The sequence below is a fragment of the Streptomyces sp. NPDC060031 genome (genome assembly GCF_042736805.1).
Lineage (GTDB): Bacteria > Actinomycetota > Actinomycetes > Streptomycetales > Streptomycetaceae > Streptomyces.
In genome coordinates this window covers 1-20429 of sequence record NZ_JBHWVM010000052.1, presented here as the reverse complement: position 1 = coordinate 20429, position 20429 = coordinate 1, and the positions used below count along the sequence as shown (strand labels likewise).

Sequence of the window (20429 nt, the reverse complement as noted above, 5' to 3'; positions counted from 1 at the left end):
GCGGCCGGTCAGCGGCCCCAGCGGCCCTGTTCCGCCGCGTAGCCGTAGACGGGCCGGTTCACCGCCGCGCTCGTGCGCAGCGGGTGGCCCCCGTCGTCGATGCGGAGGGTTCCGGACCCGGACGGTCCGCTCCAGCGCAGGTCGAGGGACCAATCGCAGTCGCAGCCCGTCGTGGCGGCCTCCACCCGCAGGACCACCGGTTCCGCCGCCGAGACCCGCAGGGGGAAGGCCGGGGCCGGGATCGGGTCCCCCGCGTCGTTCCCGGCGACGGGCCTGGCCAGCGGACGCGGCGCGTCCAGATCAACCGCGAGGACGGCCGGGGTGAGCGCCCCGCCGCACCCCTGCGACATCTGGTACACGTTCCACGGCAGCGGGGTGCGGCGGGCGCCGACCCGCACCTCCAGGTCCTGGAGGACCACGCTGCCGGCGCCCGTGCCGTGCAGGGTCACCTCCACGATCTGCGTCCCGGCGTGCACGGCCGCCCGCCCGGCCGCCCAGCCGGGCGCGTCCGCCTCCACGGGCGGCGCGGGCACCGCCCCGGGGCCCTGCGCCGAGAGGTAGGCGTGGTCGCAGCCCGCGGCCCACACGTGTGTCCGAACGACCGCCCGCAGGGGCGCAGCCGAAGCCGGAGCCGACGCGCCGGTCGGCGCCGTCCGGCCCGCCCCCGGCCCGGCCGTGGGGGTGCGGCCGCCGGGGTCCGCCGCGGCCAGCGCCAGGGCCAGGGCCGCCACCCCCACGGCCACGGCCGTCACGCCGGCGGCTGCCAGGGCCGTCGCCCGCCGCCTCCGGTACCAGGGCGCGGGGTCCGCGGGCCGCGTGGGAGCCGCTGCCGGGACGACCGCGACCGCCGCCGCGGGTTCGGCCCGCGCCTGAGCCGGCTGGACCCGCGCCAGGGCCCGCCGCCGCGCGTCCGCGAGCAGCCAGGCCCGGTGCAGGGCCACCGCCTCCCCCGGCGAGGCGCCGCAGGCCCGGGCGAAGCGGTCCACGGCGGCGAACTCCGTCGGCACCGCCTCGCCGTTGCAGTAGCGGTGCAGGGTCGACGTACTGGTGTGCAGCCGACGCGCGAGGGTCCCGTAACTCAGACCCGCGCGTTCCTTCAGCTCCCGCATCAGCCGCGCGAACATCTGCGTCTCGGCCGACCGCTCCGCCTCGCCCACGGCGTTCCCCCGTCCCGTGACTCCGTTCCATGCAGGGGGTGTTCCCCCAGGTGAGCGCACGTACGGCTGTTCCAGTGTCCCGAATCCGCCGCAATCCGCGCTCCGACACCCCGAGCCGGGGAAAGGCTCTTCACGCACACCGCCGCACCGATGACACGGGGAGTACCGACCATGTTCCGACGCACGTTCCGCCGTACCGCCACCGCCGCCGCCACCGCGGCCGCCGCCACCGCCCTCGCCGCGGCCGCCACCCTCATGGCCCCGACCGCCGCCACGGCCGCCACCGCGACCGCGACCGCGCCCGGGTTCATCGACGGCACGGACCTGCCGCCGCACCCCACCTCGCCCTGGTACCCCGGCAAGGTCACCCCGGGCCTGCCCGAGTCCGCGCCGTTCTGCCTGGAGGGCGTGCTCCCGGCGCCGGGCAGCTGGCACCGCGGCTTCGGCACCGAGTACGACACCGGCGCCGTCCAGATCTCGGTGCGCTCCGCCTCCGCCACGGCCGCCGCCAAGCTGGCCGCCGCCCTGGAGCGCAAGGTCGCCGCGTGCGCCGCCGACTGGCTGCGCACGAACCCCGGCGGTACGGCCTCCTGGCAGGACTACGGCACGCTCGCCGTCGAGGAGGGCGCGCACGTCTACGGGGTGCACGCCTCCATCCCGGACTCCGAGCCCGGCGTCCACCTGTACGGAATCGGACGCGACGGCTCCACCGTGACCGTCGTGCGGTGGGGGCAGATGGGCAACCTCACCGACGCCCCCGTCCCCGCGTTCAGGAAGACGACCACCACGGCCGTGCACAAGCTCAACCCGTAAAGCCGCCGCGGTGGGACCATGGATATGAGTCAGGCAGGCCGAGGTGAGCCGAGGCGATGTCCATGCGATCGGGAAACGAGCCGGTGACCGCCCGCAGTCCACTGCGGCTCCGGTTCTGGCTGAGCCTGTGGGGTCTGATCTGGGCTGCCGCCGGGACGGCCGTCTTCTCGCTGGCCGGCCGCCCCGGCTGGGCTGCCGCCTGCGGGGCGCTCGCGCTGCTGGCGGCCGCGGACCTGATCGTCGTACGCCACCACATCCACCAGGGCGCGCACTACCAGCCGGGCCCCGACGTCCCCCCGTACGAGCCTCCGCGCCGCGGCTGAGAGATCACCGCGGGCGAGAGGTCTCGGCGGCCGGGGACTCAGTCCTCGAAGCGTGCCGCTTCCAGGTACTCCGGCTGGGGGTCCAGGGCGGCCGCCAGGCGGAAGTGCCTGCGCGCCTGGTCGGGCCGGCCGGAACGCTCGTGGGTGCGGGCCAGCGCGAAGTGGGCGAACGCGTTGTCCGGCTCGCGCTCCAGTACGAGCTCGAACTCCAGCGCCGCCGGACGCAGTTGGGCCGCGGCGAAGAAGGCCCGGGCGCGCAGCAGCCGGGCCGCCGTGTTCTCGGGGTGGGCGGCTATGACCGAGTCGAGCAGTTTCACCGCACCGCGCGGGTCGCGGGCGGCGAGCAAGTGCTCGGCGGCCCGGTAGTCGATGACGTGCGTCTCCGGGCTCGCGGAGCCGGACGGCCGAGTCGGGGGCGGGGGCGGGGGCGTGGTGTCGGACACGGTCTGTTCCTTCCCTCTACAGCCGCGTTCAACGCCCCTCACCGGGCCCGCTATTCCATGTGCACGTCAGGCCCCGCGGTCCCGGCGGCGCCTTGGGCGCGCGCACGCTCCGTGAGCTCCGCCCACACCTTGCGCACCTGCGGTTCCAGTGCCTCCAGCGGCCCGTCGTTGTCGATCACGAGCGTGGCCACGGCCAGCCGCTGCTCCCGCGTGGCCTGCGCGGCCATCCGGGCCCGCGCCTCGTTCTCGGCCATCCCGCGCAGCGCCGTCAGCCGCGCCAGCTGGGTCTCGGGGGCCGCGTCCACCACGACCACCAGGTCGTACAGCGGCGCCAGCCCGTTCTCCGCGAGCAGCGGTACGTCGTGCACCACGATCGCCCCGGCCCCGGCGGCGGCCTCCAGCTCGGCGGACCGGGCCCCGACCAGGGGGTGCACGATCGCGTTGAGGGTCTGCAGCTTCGCCGGGTCGGCGAAGACCACGGACCCCAGCTTCGGCCGGTCCAGCGTGCCCTCGGGGGTCAGTACGGACTCCCCGAAGGCCTCCACGACCGCCGCGAGCCCGGGGGTGCCGGGCTCGACGACCTCCCGCGCGATCCGGTCGGCGTCCACGACCACCGCTCCGTACCCGGCCAGCAGCCGCGAGACCTCGCTCTTACCGGCACCGATTCCGCCTGTCAGGCCAACCTTCAGCATGACGGGCAGCCTAGACGAGGCACCCCGGCCGCCGTACAGCCCCCTGACCGCGCCGGAATCAGCCCTCGCCCTCGCGCTCCGCCAGGAACCGCTCGAACTCGCGGCCGATCTCGTCCGCCGAGGGGATCTCCGCGGGCTCCGCGATCATGTTGCCCCGGGTCTCGGCGCCCGCCGCGGCGTCGTACTGGTGCTCCAGCCCCTGGACCAGGGTGACCAGTTCCTCGTCGCCCTCGCGGATCTGGCGGTCGATCTCCGTCTGCGTCCGGTGGGCCTCGGTCCGCAGCGCGTGCGCCACGGCCGGCAGGACCAGCCCGGTCGCCGCCGTGATCGCCTCCAGCACGGTCAGCGCCGCGTCCGGGTACGGCGAGCGGGCCACGTAATGCGGGACGTGGGCGGCGACGCCCAGCACGTCGTGCCCGGCCTGTCCGAGGCGGAACTCGACCAGCGACTCGGCGCTGCCCGGGACCTGCGCCTCGTCGAAGGGGCTGCGGTGGCCGGGCATGAGGTCGGTGCGGTTGCCGTGCGGGGTGATCCCGACGGGCCGGGTGTGCGGGACGCCCATCGGGATCCCGTGGAAGTTGACCGAGAGCCGGACGCCGAGGCGCTCGACGATCTGCCGGACGGCGACGGCGAAGCGCTCCCACTCCACGTCCGGTTCGGGCCCGGACATCAGCAGGAACGGCGCTCCGGTGGCGTCCTGGACGAGGCGCACCTCCAGGAGGGGCTCCTCGAACTCGGTCCAGTGGTCGCGCTGGAAGGTCAGCAGGGGGCGCCGGGCCCGGTAGTCCACGAGCCGGTCCGCATCGAAACGGGCGACGACCTGGTGGGGCAGCGTGTCGAGCAGCCGCTCGACGATCTGCTCCCCTGCCTCACCCGCGTCGATGTACCCCTCGAAGTGGTAGAGCATGACCAGCCCGGCCGAGTCCTGGGCAAGCGCCAGGTCGGCCACCGCCAGGCCCTTGGCGTCCCATTCGTACAAACCCTGTGGATCAAGCACCGTCACCGCTCCTCCTCGCCGCGTTCTCAGGCAAGAACGTCCAAGGCGGCGCCACCATTCCCCAGTTGGCCGCTTTCACAGGAACGCAATGAGCCGGGCGGCTGCGCGGACGACGGCGCGGACGTCGGCGCCGAGAACGCGGTGAGGCCCGCCCCCCGAAGGGGACGGGCCTCACCGTTCAGCCTTGCTCAGCTCTGCTCACACCGGAGTGTGGTGCGCGCTGCGATCAGCTCTGGCCGCCGGCCAGCTTCTCGCGGAGCGCGGCCAGGGCCTCGTCCGACGCCAGGGCGCCGGAGGTCTCGTCCGACTCCGAGGAGTACGAACCACCCGAGATGCCCGCACCGGCGTTGCTGGTGGCGGCCGGGGCGGCAGCACCCTCGGCAGCGGCGGCCTCGTCGGCCTCGCGGCTCTTGATGACCTGGGCCTGGTGCTGCTCGAAGCGCTGCTGCGCCTCGGCGTACTGGGACTCCCAGGCCTCGCGCTGCTTGTCGAAGCCCTCGAGCCAGTCGTTGGTCTCGGGGTCGAAGCCCTCGGGGTAGATGTAGTTGCCCTGGTCGTCGTAAGACGCGGCCATGCCGTACAGGGTCGGGTCGAACTCGACCGACGCCGGGTCGGCACCGAAGGACTCGTTGGCCTGCTTCAGCGACAGCGAGATCCGGCGACGCTCAAGGTCGATGTCGATGACCTTGACGAAGATCTCGTCGTTGACCTGGACGACCTGCTCCGGGATCTCCACGTGGCGCTCGGCCAGCTCGGAGATGTGGACCAGACCCTCGATGCCCTCGTCCACGCGGACGAACGCACCGAACGGAACCAGCTTGGTGACCTTACCCGGGACGACCTGACCGATCTGGTGGGTCCGGGCGAACTGCTGCCACGGGTCCTCCTGCGTCGCCTTCAGCGACAGGGAGACGCGCTCGCGGTCCATGTCAACGTCGAGAACCTCGACGGTGACCTCCTGGCCGACCTCGACAACCTCGGACGGGTGGTCGATGTGCTTCCAGGACAGCTCGGAGACGTGAACGAGACCGTCGACGCCACCCAGGTCCACGAAGGCACCGAAGTTGACGATCGAGGAAACGACGCCGGAGCGGACCTGACCCTTCTGCAGGGTGGTGAGGAACGTCTGGCGAACCTCGGACTGGGTCTGCTCGAGCCAGGCGCGGCGGGACAGGACCACGTTGTTGCGGTTCTTGTCCAGCTCGATGATCTTCGCCTCGAGCTCCTTGCCCACGTAGGGCTGGAGGTCGCGGACGCGACGCATCTCGACGAGGGAGGCCGGCAGGAAGCCGCGGAGGCCGATGTCGAGGATGAGACCACCCTTGACGACCTCGATGACGGTACCGGTGACGATGCCGTCTTCTTCCTTGATCTTCTCGATCGTGCCCCAGGCGCGCTCGTACTGGGCGCGCTTCTTGGACAGGATCAGGCGGCCTTCCTTGTCCTCCTTCTGGAGAACCAGGGCCTCGATCTCGTCGCCAACCTTGACGACCTCGTTCGGGTCGACGTCGTGCTTGATCGAGAGCTCGCGGCTCGGGATCACGCCTTCCGTCTTGTAACCGATGTCGAGGAGAACCTCGTCCCGGTCCACCTTGACGATGACGCCGTCGACGATGTCGCCGTCGTTGAAGTACTTGATCGTCTCGTCGATCGCCGCGAGGAACGCTTCCGCGTCGCCGATGTCGTTGACCGCTACCTGCGGAGGAGTGGTGGCGGTGGTCTCGGTGCTGCTCGTCATGTGGGAAAGGGCTCCGGTTACGGACAGAAAGTCGTAGGTACTGCTACGCCGGGAGCCCTTATCGGCATCTGCCGAAGCCGGACAGCCAAGGAAGCCCCGAATCCGCAGGAGCGGTAGGGCCTCGAAAACCGAGGGGACATCAACAGAAGCAAGCGCAGCCTGCTAGGTCTGAGGAGCACAGGCTCGCAGCGCAACTTGTAGCATACGGGGGCAGCCCAGCAGGGTCAATGCGCGAAGGCGCACACCCCGGGCGGATCGCCGCATAACCGGCACAATTCGTGTGTGGGCTGGCCCTGATGGGGTCTCCCGACGAATGTGCGGACCTCCGCGGAGGCGCGGGGGTGTCGGCTGACTCCCCCGCGGCGGCCACGGCAGTCACCCAGACATTCGCAGACTACGACGACGGGCCCCATGAACCAAGAGGACTACGCCCCCGAAGAAGCGCACGGAGCCGACTCCGCCGCCGAGGACGACGCCGAAGCCACGCGCCGTGACGCGGGGGAAGCGGAGAGCAGCCGCGCCAGCCGGAGCTGGTGGGACCGCAACGCCGACGAGTACCAGAGCGAACACGGCTCCTTCCTGGGCGACGACCGCTTCGTGTGGGGACCGGAAGGCCTGGACGAGGCGGACGCCGCCCTCCTCGGACCCTCCGCCTCCCTCAAGGACAAGGACGTCCTGGAGATCGGCGCCGGCGCCGCCCAGTGTTCGCGCTGGCTGGCCGCCCAGGGCGCCCGCCCGGTGGCCCTCGACCTCTCCCACCGCCAGCTCCAGCACGCCCTGCGGATCGGCGATGACGTCCCGCTGGTCGAGGCCGACGCCGGACGGCTGCCCTTCCGCGACGGCTCCTTCGACCTCGCCTGCTCCGCGTACGGCGCCGTCCCCTTCGTCGCCGACCCCGTCAACGTCATGCGCGAGGTGCGCCGCGTCCTGCGCCCCGGCGGCCGCTGGGTCTTCTCCGTCACCCACCCCCTGCGCTGGGCCTTCCCCGACGAGCCCGGTCCCGAGGGGCTGTCCGTCTCCGCCTCCTACTTCGACCGCACCCCGTACGTGGAGCAGGACGAGCAGGGCCGCGCGGTGTACGTCGAGCACCACCGCACGATCGGCGACCGGGTCCGGGACGTGGTCGCGGGCGGGTTCCGGCTGCTGGACCTGGTCGAGCCCGAGTGGCCGGAGTGGAACAGCCAGGAGTGGGGCGGCTGGTCCCCGCTGCGCGGAAACCTGATCCCGGGCACCGCGATCTTCGTGTGCGAGAGGGACTGACTCCTTGACCTCCCCCGTCCGTACCTCCGACCTCGACTCCCTTCCCGTACGGGAGGCCGTGCCCGCGCTCGTGTCCGCGCTGGACGGCCACGGCGCCGCCGTGCTCTGCGCGCCGCCCGGCACCGGCAAGACCACGCTGGTGCCGCTGGTGCTGGCGGGGCTGGTGGGCGGCGGGCCGCGCCGCCGGGTCGTGGTCGCCGAGCCCCGGCGGATCGCCGCCCGGGCCGCGGCACGGCGGATGGCCTGGCTGCTCGGCGAGCAGGTCGGCGGCTCGGTGGGCTTCACCGTGCGCGGGGAGCGGGTGGCGGGCCCCGACACCGTCGTGGAGGTGGTCACCACCGGCGTCCTGCTCCAGCGGCTCCAGCGCGACCAGGAGCTCGCGGGCGTGGACGTGGTGGTCCTGGACGAGTGCCACGAGCGGCACCTCGACGCCGACACGGTCGCCGCCTTCCTCCTGGACGTACGGGAAACCCTGCGGCCGGAGCTGCGCCTCGTGGCGGCTTCGGCGACCACCGACGCGGCGGGCTGGGCCCGGGTCCTTGGCGGCGCGCCGGTGGTGGAGGCCGCGGGGATCTCGTACCCGGTCGAGACCGTCTGGGCCCCGCCGGCCCGGCCGGTGCGGCCCCCGCACGGCATGCGGGTGGATCCGGCGCAGCTGACGCACGTGGCCTCGGTGGTGCGGCGGGCGCTGGCGGAACGTTCCGGCGACGTCCTGTGCTTCCTGCCCGGCGTCGGCGAGATCGCCCGGGTCGCCGGGCAGCTGGCCGGGGTGGACGCGGAGGTGCTCCAGGTGCACGGCCGCGCCCCGGCGGCCGTGCAGGACGCGGCGCTGTCTGCCGCCGCGCACCGCCGGGTGATCCTGGCGACGGCGGTCGCGGAGTCGAGCCTGACGGTGCCGGGCGTACGGGTCGTCGTGGACTCGGGGCTGGCGCGCGAACCCCGCGTCGACCATGCCCGGGGGCTCGGCGCGCTGGCGACGGTACGGGCGTCGCGCGCGGCCGGGCGCCAGAGGGCGGGCCGCGCCGGGCGCGAGGCGCCGGGGGCGGTGTACCGCTGCTGGAGCGAGGCCGAGGACCTGCGGCTCCCGTCCTACCCCTCCCCCGAGATCCGCATCGCCGACCTGGCGCAGTTCGCCCTGCAGGCCGCCTGCTGGGGCGACCCGGACGCGGCCGGGCTGGCGCTGCTGGACCCGCCGCCGGCCGGGGCGATGGCCGCCGCGCGGGAGGTGCTGGTGGCCGTCGGCGCGGTGGAGCCGAACGGGCGGCCCACGCCGCGCGGCCTGCGGATGGCCCGGCTCGGGCTGCACCCGCGGCTGGCGCGGGCGCTGCTCGACGGCGCGTCGGCCCTCGGGGCGCGGCGTGCGGCCGAGGTGGTGGCGCTGTTGAGCGAGGAGCCGCCGCGGGAGTACGGGGACGACCTGGCCGCGGCCTGGCGCCGGGCCCGCCAGGGCGGCGACGCCTACGCGGCCCGCTGGCGCGCGGAAACCCGCCGCCTGGAGCGCGCCGCGCAGGACCCTGCGGCGGCCCCGCGAACGGGCGGCACCAGCCGAAATCCGGCCCCCGGGGGTCCCCCCGGACGGAGTCCGGGGGAGTTTGAGGCGCGAGGTCCGGGGCGGAGCCCCGGGTCGGGCGCCGTCCCGGATGACGCCGCCGCCGGGCTCATCGCGGCCCTCGCGTTCCCCGAGCGCGTCGCCAAGGCCAAGGGCGAGGGCACCTTCCTCATGGCCTCCGGCACCGCGGCCGAGCTCGGCGACGGCTCACCGCTGCGCCGAGCCCCCTGGCTGGCGGTCGCCGTCGCCGACAGGCCCCCGCACTCCGCCTCCGCACGGATCCGGCTGGCCGCGGCCGTCGACGAGGACACCGCCCGGGCCGCCGCGGCCCACCTCCGTACCGACACCGACGAGGTGCACTGGGAGAACGGCGACCTCGTCGCCCGTGCGGCCCAGCGCCTCGGGGCCATCGAGCTCGCCGCCCGGCCGCTGCGGAGCCCCGACCCGGCGCTCGTGCGGGCCGCCCTCCTGGAGGGGCTGCGCGCCGAAGGCCTCGGGCTGCTGCGCTGGTCCCCCGACGCGGAAGGGCTCCGGGCCCGGCTCGGCTTCCTGCACCGCACGCTCGGCGGCGCGTGGCCCGACGTACAGGACGACCGGGCGCTGCTGGACCGCGCGGACGACTGGCTCGAACCCGAGCTCTCGCGGGCCCGCCGCCGCGCCGACCTCGGGCGGATCGACGCCGGGCAGGCGCTGAACCGGCTGCTGCCCTGGGCGACCGGCGAGGCCGCCCGCCTGGAGGAATTGGCTCCGCAGCGGCTCGAGGTGCCCAGCGGCTCCCGGATCCGGGTCGACTACACCGCCGAGCAGCCGGTGCTCGCGGTGAAGCTCCAGGAGCTGTTCGGGCTGGCCGAGACACCGCGGGTGGCGGGGGTGCCCGTACTCGTGCACCTGCTGTCGCCCGCCGGGCGGCCCGCGGCGGTCACCGCGGACCTCGCCTCGTTCTGGCAGGGCGGGTACCGGGCGGTGCGGGCCGAGCTGCGCGGCCGCTACCCCAAGCACCCGTGGCCGGAGGACCCGGCGACCGCCGAGCCCACCCGGTACACCAACGCCCGCCTCAAGCGCTGAACGCCTGCGCCTCCCCGCCCTCCCCGCCCTCGCCGGCCGGCCCGCCCCGTTCGGGCCGCCGGCCGCGCGCCTCCAGCCACAGCGCGATCCCGAAGAGCACGAGCCCGCCGGCCGCGAGGCCGATCGGCGCGTAGGTGTGCAGCGCGAGGACCTTCGTACGGTTCGACTTGACCAGGTCGAGCGTGTATTTGGCGTAGTCCTCGCGCATCTTCACGTGCCCGGCGAAGACGGTGAGCTTGCCGTCGGGGCCGCCGGACGCGATGCCGCCGCGCATCTCCTGCTGGATGATCTGCTCGGCGTTCACGGGCGCGCCGGTGACCGGGTCGACCCAGAACATCGCCTTGACCGTGTACCAGAGGGTGGTTCCGGTCGTCTGCTCGAAGGTCTTCGCGTCGATGCCCTCGATCGGCATCTTCTTGGGCAGGGAGACCTTCGTCCAGGGGACGGTCTGCTCGAAGTAGTAGACCTCCATGCCCTTGAACCGGCGCGGCCCCACGTAGTGGATGGGCGAGGAGCTACGGGTCTGCGCGTCGAAGTAGAGGTAGTCGCGCGGCTCGGTGAAGAACGGCCACTTGAACTCGATGCCCTCGCGCTTGACCGGGTCCCCGTCCACCATCTCGCCGGTGGCGTGCACCGGGTCCTGGGTGTGGGCGTCGAAGATGTAGCGCTCGGGTATCTGGGAGACCGTCTTCCCGTCCGGCCCCATGATGTGGGACAGCGTGTCCCAGACGACGACGTCCTTGCCGGCGCTGGCCTCGATCTCCTTCGACGCCTCGACGTTCCCCTTGAGGGTCTGGACGATCGTGACCTTGTCGACCTTCTTCGGCTCCATGCCGGCGGTGTAGTCGAGGAGGGTCGCGTCCTTGGCCTCCAGGACCATCTCCTGGTACTGGCTCGGCGGGATCTTCGCCAGCCGGGGGTACGCGTACCAGCGCAGCAGCGGTGCGAGGGCTGCGCAGAACACGGCTGCGGCAAGCAGGACGAGGCTCGCTCTGCGTCGCATGGCCGGGCCTCCTCTACTTTCCGGGCGCGGCGGGCGCGGTGGTGAGCAGCGGCTTGGGCGAGGTCTTGCCTTCCGGCACCCCGACCGCCGTGATGGCGAAGACGAGGGCCAGCGCGGCGGCCAGCCCGATGGCGGCGGCGACGAGTGCGCGCATGCCGGGCCTCCGAGATCTGATGGGGTGTCAGGGAGGGGGCACCGTAGCAATGCGCGAGTGAGATGAGAACCGTTTGACTACGGGGTTTCGGTGGGGGCGGGGCGGCGGGGGACCGATGCCCTGGCCCGCAGGTCACGCATACTGGGCCCGCACGCAGAGCGAGGAGACAGGCCATGCCGTTCACACTGAGCCACGCGGCCGCGGTGCTGCCGGGGATCCGCCGACGCGGTCGCGGCCGGGGACCGTTGGTGGCTTCGGCCCTGGTCATGGGCTCGTTCGCGCCCGACGCCTTCTACTTCCTGGACGCCGTGGTGTCGGGTGTCATGCGGTACGGGGAGTTCACGCACTCCCTCGTCGGCGTCGTCACCGCCGACGCGCTGCTGACCGCCGCGCTGGTGGCCTTCTGGCTCCTGCTGCGCGAACCGCTGGCCGCGCTGCTGCCGCGCCCCTGGCGGGGCCGGGTCTACGGCTTCGTGCGCGGCGAGGACTGGCGGCGCGAGCGTCAACTCCCCTCGCTCGCGCTCTGGTTCTACCTGTCGGCGGTCGCGGGATCACTCACCCACGTCGCCTGGGACAGCTTCACGCACCTGGACCGGTACGGGACGAACGCCGTGCCCGAGCTCTCCGCCTACTACGGGGGCTTCCCCCTCTACACCTATCTCCAGTACGGCAGTTCGGCCCTGGCCGCCGGCGTCCTGGTGTGGTTCACGACGACCGCGCTGCGCCGACAGCCCGCCGTGGACGCCCCGAAGTCCGTTCCCGTGCTCGGCCGGGCCGAGCTGTGGGGCGCTCTGGCGCTGGTCCTCGTGTGCGTGGCGGCCGGGGTCACGACGCGCGTGCTCCGCTTCTTCACCTTCTTCGACCGGGTCGACACCCCGCTCGACCTGGTCCCGACCGTCTGCTTCGGCGCGGGCGGCGGCCTGTGCGTGGCACTGCTGCTGTACGGCTTCCTCGTACGGCTGCGCCAGCGGCGCGACCGGGACCGGGACCGTACGGACGACGACACGCGAACGCCCGTCCCCACCGCATAGCGGGGACGGGCGCTGCGCGATCCGTGCGTACCGGGATCCGTGCGTACGAGGATCCGTGCGTACGGGGATCAGTGCGCGGCGGACTCCCAGTCGGGGCCGACGCCGACCGAGACGTCCAGCGGGGCCCGCAGCTCGACGGCGGCGCCCATCTCGCGGCGCACCAGTTCCTCGACCTTCTCGCGCTCGCCCGGGGCGATCTCCAGCACGATTTCGTCATGGACCTGGAGCAGCATCCGCGACTTCAGCCCGGCCGCCACGATCGCCTTGTCCACGCGCAGCATCGCGACCTTGACGATGTCGGCGGCCGTGCCCTGGATCGGGGCGTTCAGCGCCATCCGCTCGGCGGCCTCGCGGCGCTGGCGGTTGTCGCTGTTGAGGTCGGGCAGGTAGCGGCGGCGACCGAAGACCGTCGCCGTGTACCCGGTGGCCCGGGCCTCGTCGACCACGCGCTGGAGGTACTCGCGGACCCCGCCGAACCGCTCGAAGAAGGTCTCCATCAGGCCGCGCGCCTCGGCGGGCTCGATGTTCAGCTGCTGGGCGAGGCCGAAGGCGGAGAGCCCGTACGCAAGACCGTAGGACATCGCCTTGATCTTGCGCCGCATCTCCGCATCGACCGCGGACCGCTCGACCCCGAACACCTGGGAGGCGACGGTGGTGTGCAGGTCCTCGCCGGTCGCGAACGCCTCGATCAGGCCCGCATCTTCGGAGAGGTGGGCCATGACGCGCAGCTCGATCTGGCTGTAGTCGGCGGTCATGAGGGACTCGAAGCCCTCGCCGACGACGAAACCGCGGCGGATGGCGCGGCCTTCGTCGGTGCGCACCGGCACGTTCTGCAGATTGGGGTCGGTGGAGGACAGGCGTCCGGTCGCGGCGACGGTCTGGCTGAAGCTGGTGTGCACCCGGCCGTCGGCGCCGATCGTCTTGACCAGGCCCTCGACGGTGACGCGCAGCTTGGCCTGCTCCCGGTGGCGGAGCATGATCACCGGCAGCTCGTGGTCGGTCTGCGTGGCCAGCCAGGCCAGCGCGTCCGCGTCCGTGGTGTAGCCGGTCTTGGTCTTCTTCGTCTTCGGCAGGTCCAGCTCGCCGAAGAACACCTCCTGGAGCTGCTTGGGCGAGCCGAGGTTGAACTCGTGGCCGACCGTCGCGTGCGCCTCCTTGACCGCCTGCTGCACGGCGCCCGCGAACTGCTGCTCCATGCCTTCCAGGTGGTCGCGGTCGACGGCGATGCCCGCCCGCTCCAGCCGCGCCAGCAGCTCGGAGGTCGGCAGCTCCATGTCGTGGAGCAGCTCGGCGGCGCCCAGCTCCGGCAGCTTGACCGCGAACGCGTCGCCGAGGTCCAGGACGGCGCGGGCCTGCGCCATCAGCGCCTCGGCCTCGGCCGTCTCGTCGGCGCCGAAAGCGAGCTGACCGTCGGCGGCGGCGGGCGCCAGCTCCCGGTGCAGGTACTCGTTGGACAGCACGTCCAGGTCGAAGGAGCGGCGGCCCGGCTTGACCAGGTACGCGGCGAGCGCGGTGTCCATGGTGACGCCGGCGAGGCTCCAGCCGTGCTCGGGGAAGACCCGCATCAGGCCCTTGGCGTTGTGGCTCACCTTCGGCTTCGCGGGGTCGGCTGCCCAGGCCGCGAAGGCCCGGTCGTCGGCCTCGTCCAGCACGGACGGCTCGAACCAGGCGGCCGCACCGGAGGCCGAGGCCAGCGCGATCTCGCTGACATTGCCCTGGCCCAGCGCCCAGCTGTCGACGGTAGAGATGCCGAGCGGCGCGTCCGCGTGGGCCGCGAGCCACGGCGCCAGCTCGCCCGCGCCCAGCACGGAGCCGTCGAGCTCCACACCGGGCGCGGCCGGAGCGGGGGCCTCCTCGGCGGCGCCCGGGTCCACGGCCAGCAGCCGCTCGCGCAGCGAGGCGTTGCGGATCTCCAGCACGTCCAGCACGCCCGTCACGGCGGAGCGGTCGTAGGGGGCGCGGGCCAGGTCCGCCGGGGTCTTGGGCAGCTCGACGTCCTTGACCATCTCGGTCAGCACCCGGTTGAGCTTCACGGCCTCCAGGTGGTCCCGGAAGTTCTGCCCGGCCTTGCCCTTGACCTCCTCGGCCCGCTCGACGAGCTCCGCGAACGACCCGAACTGGGTGATCCACTTGGCGGCGGTCTTCTCGCCGACGCCCGGGATGCCCGGCAGGTTGTCCGACGGGTCGCCGCGCAGCGCCGCGAAGTCGGGGTACTGGGCGGGGGTGAGACCGTACTTCTCCTCGACCTTCTGCGGGGTGAAGCGGGTCAGCTCGGAGACGCCCTTGGTCGGATAGAGCACGGTGGTGTGCTCGGAGACGAGCTGGAAGGAATCGCGGTCGCCGGTGACGATCAGCACGTCGAAGCCCAGCGCCTCCGCCTGCGTCGCCAGCGTCGCGATCACGTCGTCGGCCTCGAAGCCGTCGATCGCGAAACGCGGCACGTGCATCGCGTCCAGGAGCTCGCCGATCAGCTCGACCTGCCCCTTGAACTCGTCGGGCGTCTTGGAGCGGTTCGCCTTGTACTCCGGGAACTCGGTGGACCGCCACGTCTTGCGGGACACGTCGAACGCCACCGCGAAGTGCGTGGGCGCCTCGTCGCGCAGCGTGTTCGCCAGCATCGACGCGAAGCCGTAGATGGCGTTCGTCGGCTGGCCGGTCGCGGTCGTGAAGTTCTCCGCGGGCAGCGCGAAGAACGCCCGGTACGCCAGGGAGTGCCCGTCCATGAGCATCAGGCGGGGGCGGTCCGCTGCGGTCGTCTGGTCGGTCTTCTTCGATGCTGAATCTGCCACGCCCCCGATCCTAGGCGGCCCCACTGACAATTCCGGCGTCGGTGATGTCCGCGGAGCGTGACAGGATCGGACGTGAACGCGAATTCGCGCAGCACCGCAGCTGCGAAGCTCGAAGGGGAGCGACATGGCCGCCAAGCCGCCCGCAGGTGATCCCGTACAGGACGCGCCGCAGGTCGCGCCCCCCAAGCGCGCGGCGGCGGGCCTGCCCGCCATCGGGCACACGCTGAAGATCGCGCAGGAGCAGATGGGCCTGGTCCGGGCCACCCGCACCCTCCTCAAGGTCAACCAGAAGGACGGCTTCGACTGTCCCGGCTGCGCCTGGCCCGAGGGCGACAAGCGGCACACCGCCGAATTCTGCGAGAACGGCGCCAAGGCCGTCGCCGAGGAGGCCACGCTGCGCCGGGTCACCCCGGAGTTCTTCGCCGCGCACCCCCTCGCCGACCTCGCCACCCGCTCCGGCTACTGGCTGGGGCAGCAGGGCCGCATCACCGAGCCGATGTACCTGCCCGAGGGCGGCGACCGGTACGAGGCGGTCAACTGGGAGCGCGCCTTCGCGATCATCGCCGAGGAACTGCGCGCGCTCGGCTCCCCCGACGAAGCCCTCTTCTACACCTCGGGCCGCACCAGCAACGAAGCCGCGTTCCTCTTCCAGCTGTTCGCCCGCGAGTTCGGCACCAACAACCTCCCCGACTGCTCGAACATGTGCCACGAGTCCTCGGGCTCCGCACTGACCGAGACCATCGGCATCGGCAAGGGCAGCGTCTCCCTCGAAGACCTCCACCAGGCCGACCTGATCATCGTCGCCGGGCAGAACCCGGGCACCAACCACCCGCGCATGCTCTCCGCGCTGGAGCAGGCCAAATCCGCCGGCGCGAAGATCATCTCGGTGAACCCGCTGCCCGAGGCCGGCATGGAGCGGTTCAAGAACCCGCAGACCCCCCTCGGCATGCTCAAGGGCACCGCCCTCAACGACCTGTTCCTGCAGATCCGCATCGGCGGCGACCAGGCCCTCTTCCGCCTCCTCAACAAGCTCGTCCTGGAGGCCGGCGCCACCGACGAAGCCTTCATCCGCGAACACACCCACGGATACGAGCAGTTCGCGGCCACCGCCAAGGAAGCCGACTGGGACGAGACCCTCAAGGCCACCGGCCTGACCCGCCCCGAGATCGAGCGCGCCCTCGCCATGGTCCTGGCCTCCAAGCGCACGATCGTCTGCTGGGCCATGGGCCTCACCCAGCACAAGCACGCCGTCGCCACCATCCGCGAGGTCGTCAACCTCCTGCTGCTGCGCGGCGACATCGGCCGCCCCGGCGCCGGCGTCTGCCCGGTCCGCGGCCACTCCAACGTCCAGGGCGACCGCACCATGGGCATCTTCGAGCGCCCCGCCCCCGCCTTCCTCGACGCCCTCGACCGCGAGTTCCACATCACCTCGCCGCGCGAGCACGGCTTCGACGTCGTCCGCTCCATCCAGGCCCTGCGCGACGGCGAGGCCAAGGTGTTCTTCGCCATGGGCGGCAACTTCGTCGGCGCCACCCCCGACACCGAGGTCACCGAGGCCGCGATCCGCCGCGCCCGTCTGACCGTGCACGTCTCCACCAAACTCAACCGCTCCCACGCCGTCACCGGCCGGCGCGCCCTGATCCTGCCCACCCTCGGCCGCACCGACAAGGACGTACAGGCCGCCGGCAAGCAGTTCGTGACCGTCGAGGACTCCATGGGCATGGTCCACGCCTCCCGCGGCAACCTCGCCCCCGCCTCCCCGCACCTGCTCTCCGAGCCCGCGATCGTGGCCCGGATGGCCCGCGCCGTCCTCGGCGAGGCCTCGCGCACGCCGTGGGAGGAGTTCGAGAAGGACTACGGGACCATCCGCGACCGGATCTCCCGCGTCGTCCCCGGCTTCGAGGACTTCAACGCACGCGTCGCCCGCCCCGGAGGCTTCCAGCTCCCGCACGCCCCGCGCGACGAGCGCCGCTTCCCCACGAAGACCGGCAAGGCGAACTTCACCGCCGCTCCCGTGGAGTACCCGAAGATCCCCGAGGGCCGCCTGCTCCTGCAGACCCTGCGCAGCCACGACCAGTACAACACCACCATCTACGGGCTCGACGACCGCTACCGCGGGATAACCGGCGGGCGCCGCGTGGTCATGGTCAACCCCGAGGACGCGGCCGAGCTCGGACTCGCCGACGGCTCCTGCACCGACCTCGTCAGCGAGTGGAAGGACGGCGTGGAGCGGCGCGCCCCCGGCTTCCGTGTCGTGCACTACCCGACCGCGCGCGGCTGCGCGGCCGCGTACTTCCCCGAGACCAACGTGCTGGTGCCGCTCGACTCCACCGCGGACACCAGCAACACCCCTGCCAGCAAGTCCGTCGTCGTGCGCTTCGAACCGGCCTGATAGAACGACCTCAGGACAAGAAGGTTAACGAGCGTTGACGAACGGAGCCGGCCCATGGGCGACAAGCACGCTGTGAAGTTCCCGCAGGAGGTCCTCGACGAGTACGCGGCCCTGGGCATCGACCTGCCCTCGCTGTTCTCGGCGGGCCACCTCGGCGAGCGCATGGACATCCGCATCCTGGAGGCCTCGGCCGACCGGGTCGTGGGCACCATGCCGGTCGAGGGCAACACCCAGCCCTACGGACTGCTGCACGGCGGGGCCTCCGCGGTACTGGCCGAAACCCTCGGGTCGGTCGGCGCCATGCTGCACGGCGGCATCACCAAGGTCGCCGTCGGAGTGGACCTGAACTGCACCCACCACCGGGGCGCCCGGTCCGGACTGGTCACCGGCGTCGCGACCCCCGTGCACCGGGGCCGCTCCACCGCCACGTACGAGGTCGTCATCACCGACGAGCAGGACCGCCGGCTGTGCACGGCCCGCCTCACCTGCATGCTGCGCGACGCCGACGCGGCCGCCGGGGCCTGACCCGGCCACACCCGGATCGGACCCGGATCGGACCGGATCGGACCCGGAGGCAGCCGGAGGGCAGCCGGATCGGACCCGCCGCAGGCCCGGACACCGCCCGTCCCACGGGCAGGGGTCCGGGCCTGCGCCGTTCCCCGCGGACCCCTGGCGCCCCGCCACCCGCCCGGAATCCGCCAGTCCGCGCGCGTTCCGCCCACGCTGTTGTGTCACCGATGGTGACGGCCTACCGTCCCCCCATGGGGACCCCGCCACGCACCGCGATCCGGTACGCCGCCGCCCTGCTCGCCGCGCTCGCCCTGCCCGGATGCTCCAACTCCGCCCCGCGCGCCGCCCCGGCCTCCTCCAGCCCCTCGCCCACACCCTCCTCACCTGCGCAGATCTGCACGGCCCTGGTCTCGTACTGGGCGAAAGAGACCCTCAAGGGGACGAAGTGGTCCGGACTGGACTGGGAGCAGAAGGGCCTGTCCAACGACCAGTACGCGATCCACGAGGAAGCCGTCGCCGCGGGCCGGGCCGAGGCGGCAATCCACGGACAGGACAAGGGACTTGAGGCGATCGACCGGCTCGTGGCGCAGCGCTGCACCGAGCAGAACGGCGCCACCTGGAGCTCCGAGAACTGGCGGCCGCCGCAGTGAGCCGGGTGACCGGAATCGGACGTGCGGTGTCCGGCTTCCGGGCACCCGTGGACGTACGACCCCACCGCAGGTCGAAGGCCCTTTGGCGGCCCGCGCAAGATCCACCACCACGGAGTGGATCAAGGACTTCAATTACCCTCAGTAATGCCCGAGCCCTACGGAATCCGCCTTTTCCGCTCGAGAATGCCACCCGGCGGATTCTTTCGGACACAGCGTGCGACATTCGGCCCGTTTCGATCTATGACAGGACCATGAGGGCCTCAAGCCCCTTAGGGGAACGGGGATTTCTCAGCATGTGGTCATTCCCCGAGGTCGCTAAACGCCCGATCTGTCCGTACTACCGCCACACATTCTTGGCCTTGGCATAACAAGAGCGTCACATCCTCCTTTCCCGCCTCCCCGCATTCGCCACCTCGGGCCTAGAGTCACGGCCAGTCACCGCGCCGCAAGGTGCGACTCAGCACGGCCGTGGACCTCCCAGTGCGGCCCGGCGAACCATCGGCACCTCACCTGAGGCGGCCGCGCCAGGGAAAGGAAGAAACGTGCGACACCGTTCTTTGCTCGTCCTCACCACCGTGATCACCACGGGTGCACTGACCCTCACCGCCTGCGGATCGCGCGACGAGGGCAAGACCGGGGACAAGGGCGACGGAGCCAAGACCGTCGTCGTCATCGGCGTGGACGCCCCCCTCACCGGCTCGCTCTCCGCGCTCGGCCAGGGCATCAAGAACTCTGTCGACCTCGCGGCCAAAACGGCCAACAAGAACAACGAGGTCCCCGGCATCGAGTTCAAGGTCGAGGGCCTCGACGACCAGGCGGTCCCCGCCTCCGGTCAGGCCAACGCCACCAAGCTCGTCGGCAACAAGGACGTCATCGGCGTCGTCGGCCCGCTCAACTCCGGCGTCGCCCAGCAGATGCAGGGCGTCTTCGCCTCCGCCAACCTGGCGCAGGTCTCCCCCGCCAACACCAACCCCTCGCTCAGCCAGGGCGACAACTGGGGCAAGGGCGAGTTCAAGCGCCCCTTCAAGACCTACTTCCGCACCGCCGCCACCGACGTGGTCCAGGGCAAGTTCGCCGCCCAGTACCTCTTCAAGGACGCCGGCAAGAAGAAGGTCTTCGTCGTCGACGACAAGCAGACCTACGGCGCCGGCCTCGCCGCGATCTTCTCCGACGAGTTCAAGAAGCTCGGCGGCGAGATCGCGGGCACCGACCACGTCACCGTGAAGGAGACCGACTTCTCCTCCACCGCCGACAAGGTCAAGACCTCCGGCGCCGACTCCGTCTACTTCGGCGGCCAGTACCCCGAGGGCGGCCTGCTCGCCGACCAGATCAAGAAGACCGGCGCCAAGATCCCGCTCATGGGCGGCGACGGCATCCAGGACCCCGCCTTCATCAGCGCCTCCGGTGAGGCCAACGAGGGCGACCTCTCCACCTCCATCGGCTACCCGGTCGAGAAGCTGGACACCGCCAAGAAGTTCATCTCGGACTACGCGGCCGGCGGCTACAAGGACCCGTACGCGGCCTACGGCGGCTACTCCTACGACGCCGGCTGGTCCGTCATCCAGGCCGTCAAGGCCGTCGTCGCCGCCAACAACGGCAAGCTCCCGGCCGACGGCGCCCGCGCCGCGGTCGTCGACGCACTCGCCAAGGTCTCCTTCGAGGGCGTGACCGGCAAGGTCGCCTTCGACCAGTACGGCGACACCACCAACAAGCAGCTCACGGTCTACAAGGTCGAGGGCGGCAAGTGGATCGACGTCAAGAGCGACACCTTCAACCAGTAATCCCGTAGCACCGGTCCAGTCCTGCCGACCGGACCACCCCTCACCAAAAGAACCAGCCGCGCGAGGGCGCAAACAGCGCCCT

General features: G+C 72.2%; 17 protein-coding genes. 9 read left to right on the top strand and 8 right to left on the bottom strand.

The window, feature by feature from the left end; translation table 11 throughout:
• Positions 1–8: 8 nt before the first annotated feature.
• The gene (locus ACFWB8_RS22575; protein WP_385229846.1) at positions 9–1157 is read right to left on the bottom strand and encodes a helix-turn-helix domain-containing protein; all 1149 of its coding nucleotides are present in this window, start codon (positions 1155–1157) and stop codon (positions 9–11) included.
• Between the two features lie 171 nt (positions 1158–1328).
• On the opposite strand from ACFWB8_RS22575, the gene ACFWB8_RS22570 reads away from it, so the two are divergent.
• Positions 1329–1970 carry a hypothetical protein gene (locus tag ACFWB8_RS22570; RefSeq protein WP_385229843.1) on the top strand — a complete coding sequence of 214 codons (642 nt, stop codon included), beginning with the start codon at positions 1329–1331 and terminating at the stop codon, positions 1968–1970.
• Positions 1971–2032: 62 nt separating this feature from the next.
• A complete protein-coding gene (locus ACFWB8_RS22565) occupies positions 2033–2293 on the top strand; it encodes a DUF6343 family protein (protein WP_385229840.1) in 261 nt (86 codons plus the stop codon).
• A 38-nt stretch (positions 2294–2331) separates the two neighbouring features.
• Here the strand turns inward: ACFWB8_RS22565 and ACFWB8_RS22560 are convergent, their stop codons facing one another.
• The 4 genes from ACFWB8_RS22560 to rpsA form a co-directional block, all read right to left on the bottom strand.
• Positions 2332–2736: a tetratricopeptide repeat protein gene (locus ACFWB8_RS22560; protein ID WP_385229837.1), complete on the bottom strand. Its 405-nt coding sequence runs from the start codon at positions 2734–2736 to the stop codon at positions 2332–2334.
• 50 nt (positions 2737–2786) lie between these two features.
• Entirely contained in the window at positions 2787–3428 is a 642-nt protein-coding gene (gene coaE, locus ACFWB8_RS22555; RefSeq protein ID WP_385229834.1) for a dephospho-CoA kinase, read from the bottom strand.
• A 58-nt stretch (positions 3429–3486) separates the two neighbouring features.
• Entirely contained in the window at positions 3487–4425 is a 939-nt protein-coding gene (locus tag ACFWB8_RS22550; protein WP_385229831.1) for a PAC2 family protein, read from the bottom strand.
• A 226-nt stretch (positions 4426–4651) separates the two neighbouring features.
• A complete protein-coding gene (gene rpsA, locus ACFWB8_RS22545; protein WP_385229828.1) occupies positions 4652–6163 on the bottom strand; it encodes a 30S ribosomal protein S1 in 1512 nt (503 codons plus the stop codon).
• 411 nt (positions 6164–6574) lie between these two features.
• Here rpsA and ACFWB8_RS22540 point away from each other — a divergent pair, with 411 nt between their 5' ends.
• Entirely contained in the window at positions 6575–7423 is an 849-nt protein-coding gene (locus tag ACFWB8_RS22540) for a class I SAM-dependent methyltransferase (RefSeq protein ID WP_385229825.1), read from the top strand.
• Positions 7424–7427: 4 nt separating this feature from the next.
• Positions 7428–10037 (top strand): ATP-dependent RNA helicase, encoded by a 2610-nt coding sequence (locus ACFWB8_RS22535; RefSeq protein ID WP_385229822.1) that lies wholly within the window; start codon positions 7428–7430, stop codon positions 10035–10037.
• Here ACFWB8_RS22535 and ACFWB8_RS22530 read toward each other — a convergent pair.
• Both ACFWB8_RS22530 and ACFWB8_RS22525 read right to left on the bottom strand, forming a co-directional pair.
• The gene (locus tag ACFWB8_RS22530; RefSeq protein WP_385229819.1) at positions 10027–11040 is read right to left on the bottom strand and encodes a DUF3068 domain-containing protein; all 1014 of its coding nucleotides are present in this window, start codon (positions 11038–11040) and stop codon (positions 10027–10029) included. The two genes, ACFWB8_RS22535 and ACFWB8_RS22530, sit on opposite strands and share 11 nt — an antisense overlap.
• 13 nt (positions 11041–11053) lie before the next feature.
• Complete coding sequence (locus ACFWB8_RS22525; protein WP_385229816.1) at positions 11054–11194, bottom strand: SPW_0924 family protein; 141 nt, start codon at positions 11192–11194, stop codon at positions 11054–11056.
• A gap of 173 nt (positions 11195–11367) precedes the next feature.
• Between ACFWB8_RS22525 and ACFWB8_RS22520 the strand changes: the two genes are divergently transcribed.
• The gene (locus ACFWB8_RS22520) at positions 11368–12225 is read left to right on the top strand and encodes a DUF4184 family protein (protein WP_385229813.1); all 858 of its coding nucleotides are present in this window, start codon (positions 11368–11370) and stop codon (positions 12223–12225) included.
• Positions 12226–12293: 68 nt separating this feature from the next.
• Here the strand turns inward: ACFWB8_RS22520 and polA are convergent, their stop codons facing one another.
• On the bottom strand, positions 12294–15014 hold the full coding sequence (gene polA, locus ACFWB8_RS22515) for a DNA polymerase I (RefSeq protein ID WP_385229810.1): 2721 nt from the start codon (positions 15012–15014) through the stop codon (positions 12294–12296).
• 124 nt (positions 15015–15138) lie between these two features.
• On the opposite strand from polA, the gene ACFWB8_RS22510 reads away from it, so the two are divergent.
• The 4 genes from ACFWB8_RS22510 to ACFWB8_RS22495 all read left to right on the top strand — a co-directional run bounded on the left by ACFWB8_RS22510 (position 15139) and on the right by ACFWB8_RS22495 (position 20347).
• On the top strand, positions 15139–17406 hold the full coding sequence (locus tag ACFWB8_RS22510) for an FdhF/YdeP family oxidoreductase (protein WP_385229807.1): 2268 nt from the start codon (positions 15139–15141) through the stop codon (positions 17404–17406).
• Positions 17407–17460: 54 nt separating this feature from the next.
• Positions 17461–17931 (top strand): PaaI family thioesterase, encoded by a 471-nt coding sequence (locus tag ACFWB8_RS22505; protein WP_385229804.1) that lies wholly within the window; start codon positions 17461–17463, stop codon positions 17929–17931.
• A gap of 236 nt (positions 17932–18167) precedes the next feature.
• A complete protein-coding gene (locus ACFWB8_RS22500) occupies positions 18168–18566 on the top strand; it encodes a hypothetical protein (protein WP_385229801.1) in 399 nt (132 codons plus the stop codon).
• Positions 18567–19108: 542 nt separating this feature from the next.
• A complete protein-coding gene (locus ACFWB8_RS22495) occupies positions 19109–20347 on the top strand; it encodes a branched-chain amino acid ABC transporter substrate-binding protein (protein WP_385229798.1) in 1239 nt (412 codons plus the stop codon).
• Positions 20348–20429: the final 82 nt, after the last annotated feature.

Coding starts and splice junctions, on each gene's coding strand:
- ACFWB8_RS22505 (WP_385229804.1), top strand. CDS start 17,461: ATGGGCGACAAGCACGCTGTGAAGTTCCCGCAGGAGGTCCTCGACGAG.
- coaE (WP_385229834.1), bottom strand. CDS start 3,428: ATGCTGAAGGTTGGCCTGACAGGCGGAATCGGTGCCGGTAAGAGCGAG.
- rpsA (WP_385229828.1), bottom strand. CDS start 6,163: ATGACGAGCAGCACCGAGACCACCGCCACCACTCCTCCGCAGGTAGCG.
- ACFWB8_RS22570 (WP_385229843.1), top strand. CDS start 1,329: ATGTTCCGACGCACGTTCCGCCGTACCGCCACCGCCGCCGCCACCGCG.
- ACFWB8_RS22510 (WP_385229807.1), top strand. CDS start 15,139: ATGGCCGCCAAGCCGCCCGCAGGTGATCCCGTACAGGACGCGCCGCAG.
- ACFWB8_RS22540 (WP_385229825.1), top strand. CDS start 6,575: ATGAACCAAGAGGACTACGCCCCCGAAGAAGCGCACGGAGCCGACTCC.
- ACFWB8_RS22520 (WP_385229813.1), top strand. CDS start 11,368: ATGCCGTTCACACTGAGCCACGCGGCCGCGGTGCTGCCGGGGATCCGC.
- ACFWB8_RS22525 (WP_385229816.1), bottom strand. CDS start 11,194: ATGCGCGCACTCGTCGCCGCCGCCATCGGGCTGGCCGCCGCGCTGGCC.
- ACFWB8_RS22565 (WP_385229840.1), top strand. CDS start 2,033: ATGCGATCGGGAAACGAGCCGGTGACCGCCCGCAGTCCACTGCGGCTC.
- ACFWB8_RS22530 (WP_385229819.1), bottom strand. CDS start 11,040: ATGCGACGCAGAGCGAGCCTCGTCCTGCTTGCCGCAGCCGTGTTCTGC.
- ACFWB8_RS22500 (WP_385229801.1), top strand. CDS start 18,168: ATGGGGACCCCGCCACGCACCGCGATCCGGTACGCCGCCGCCCTGCTC.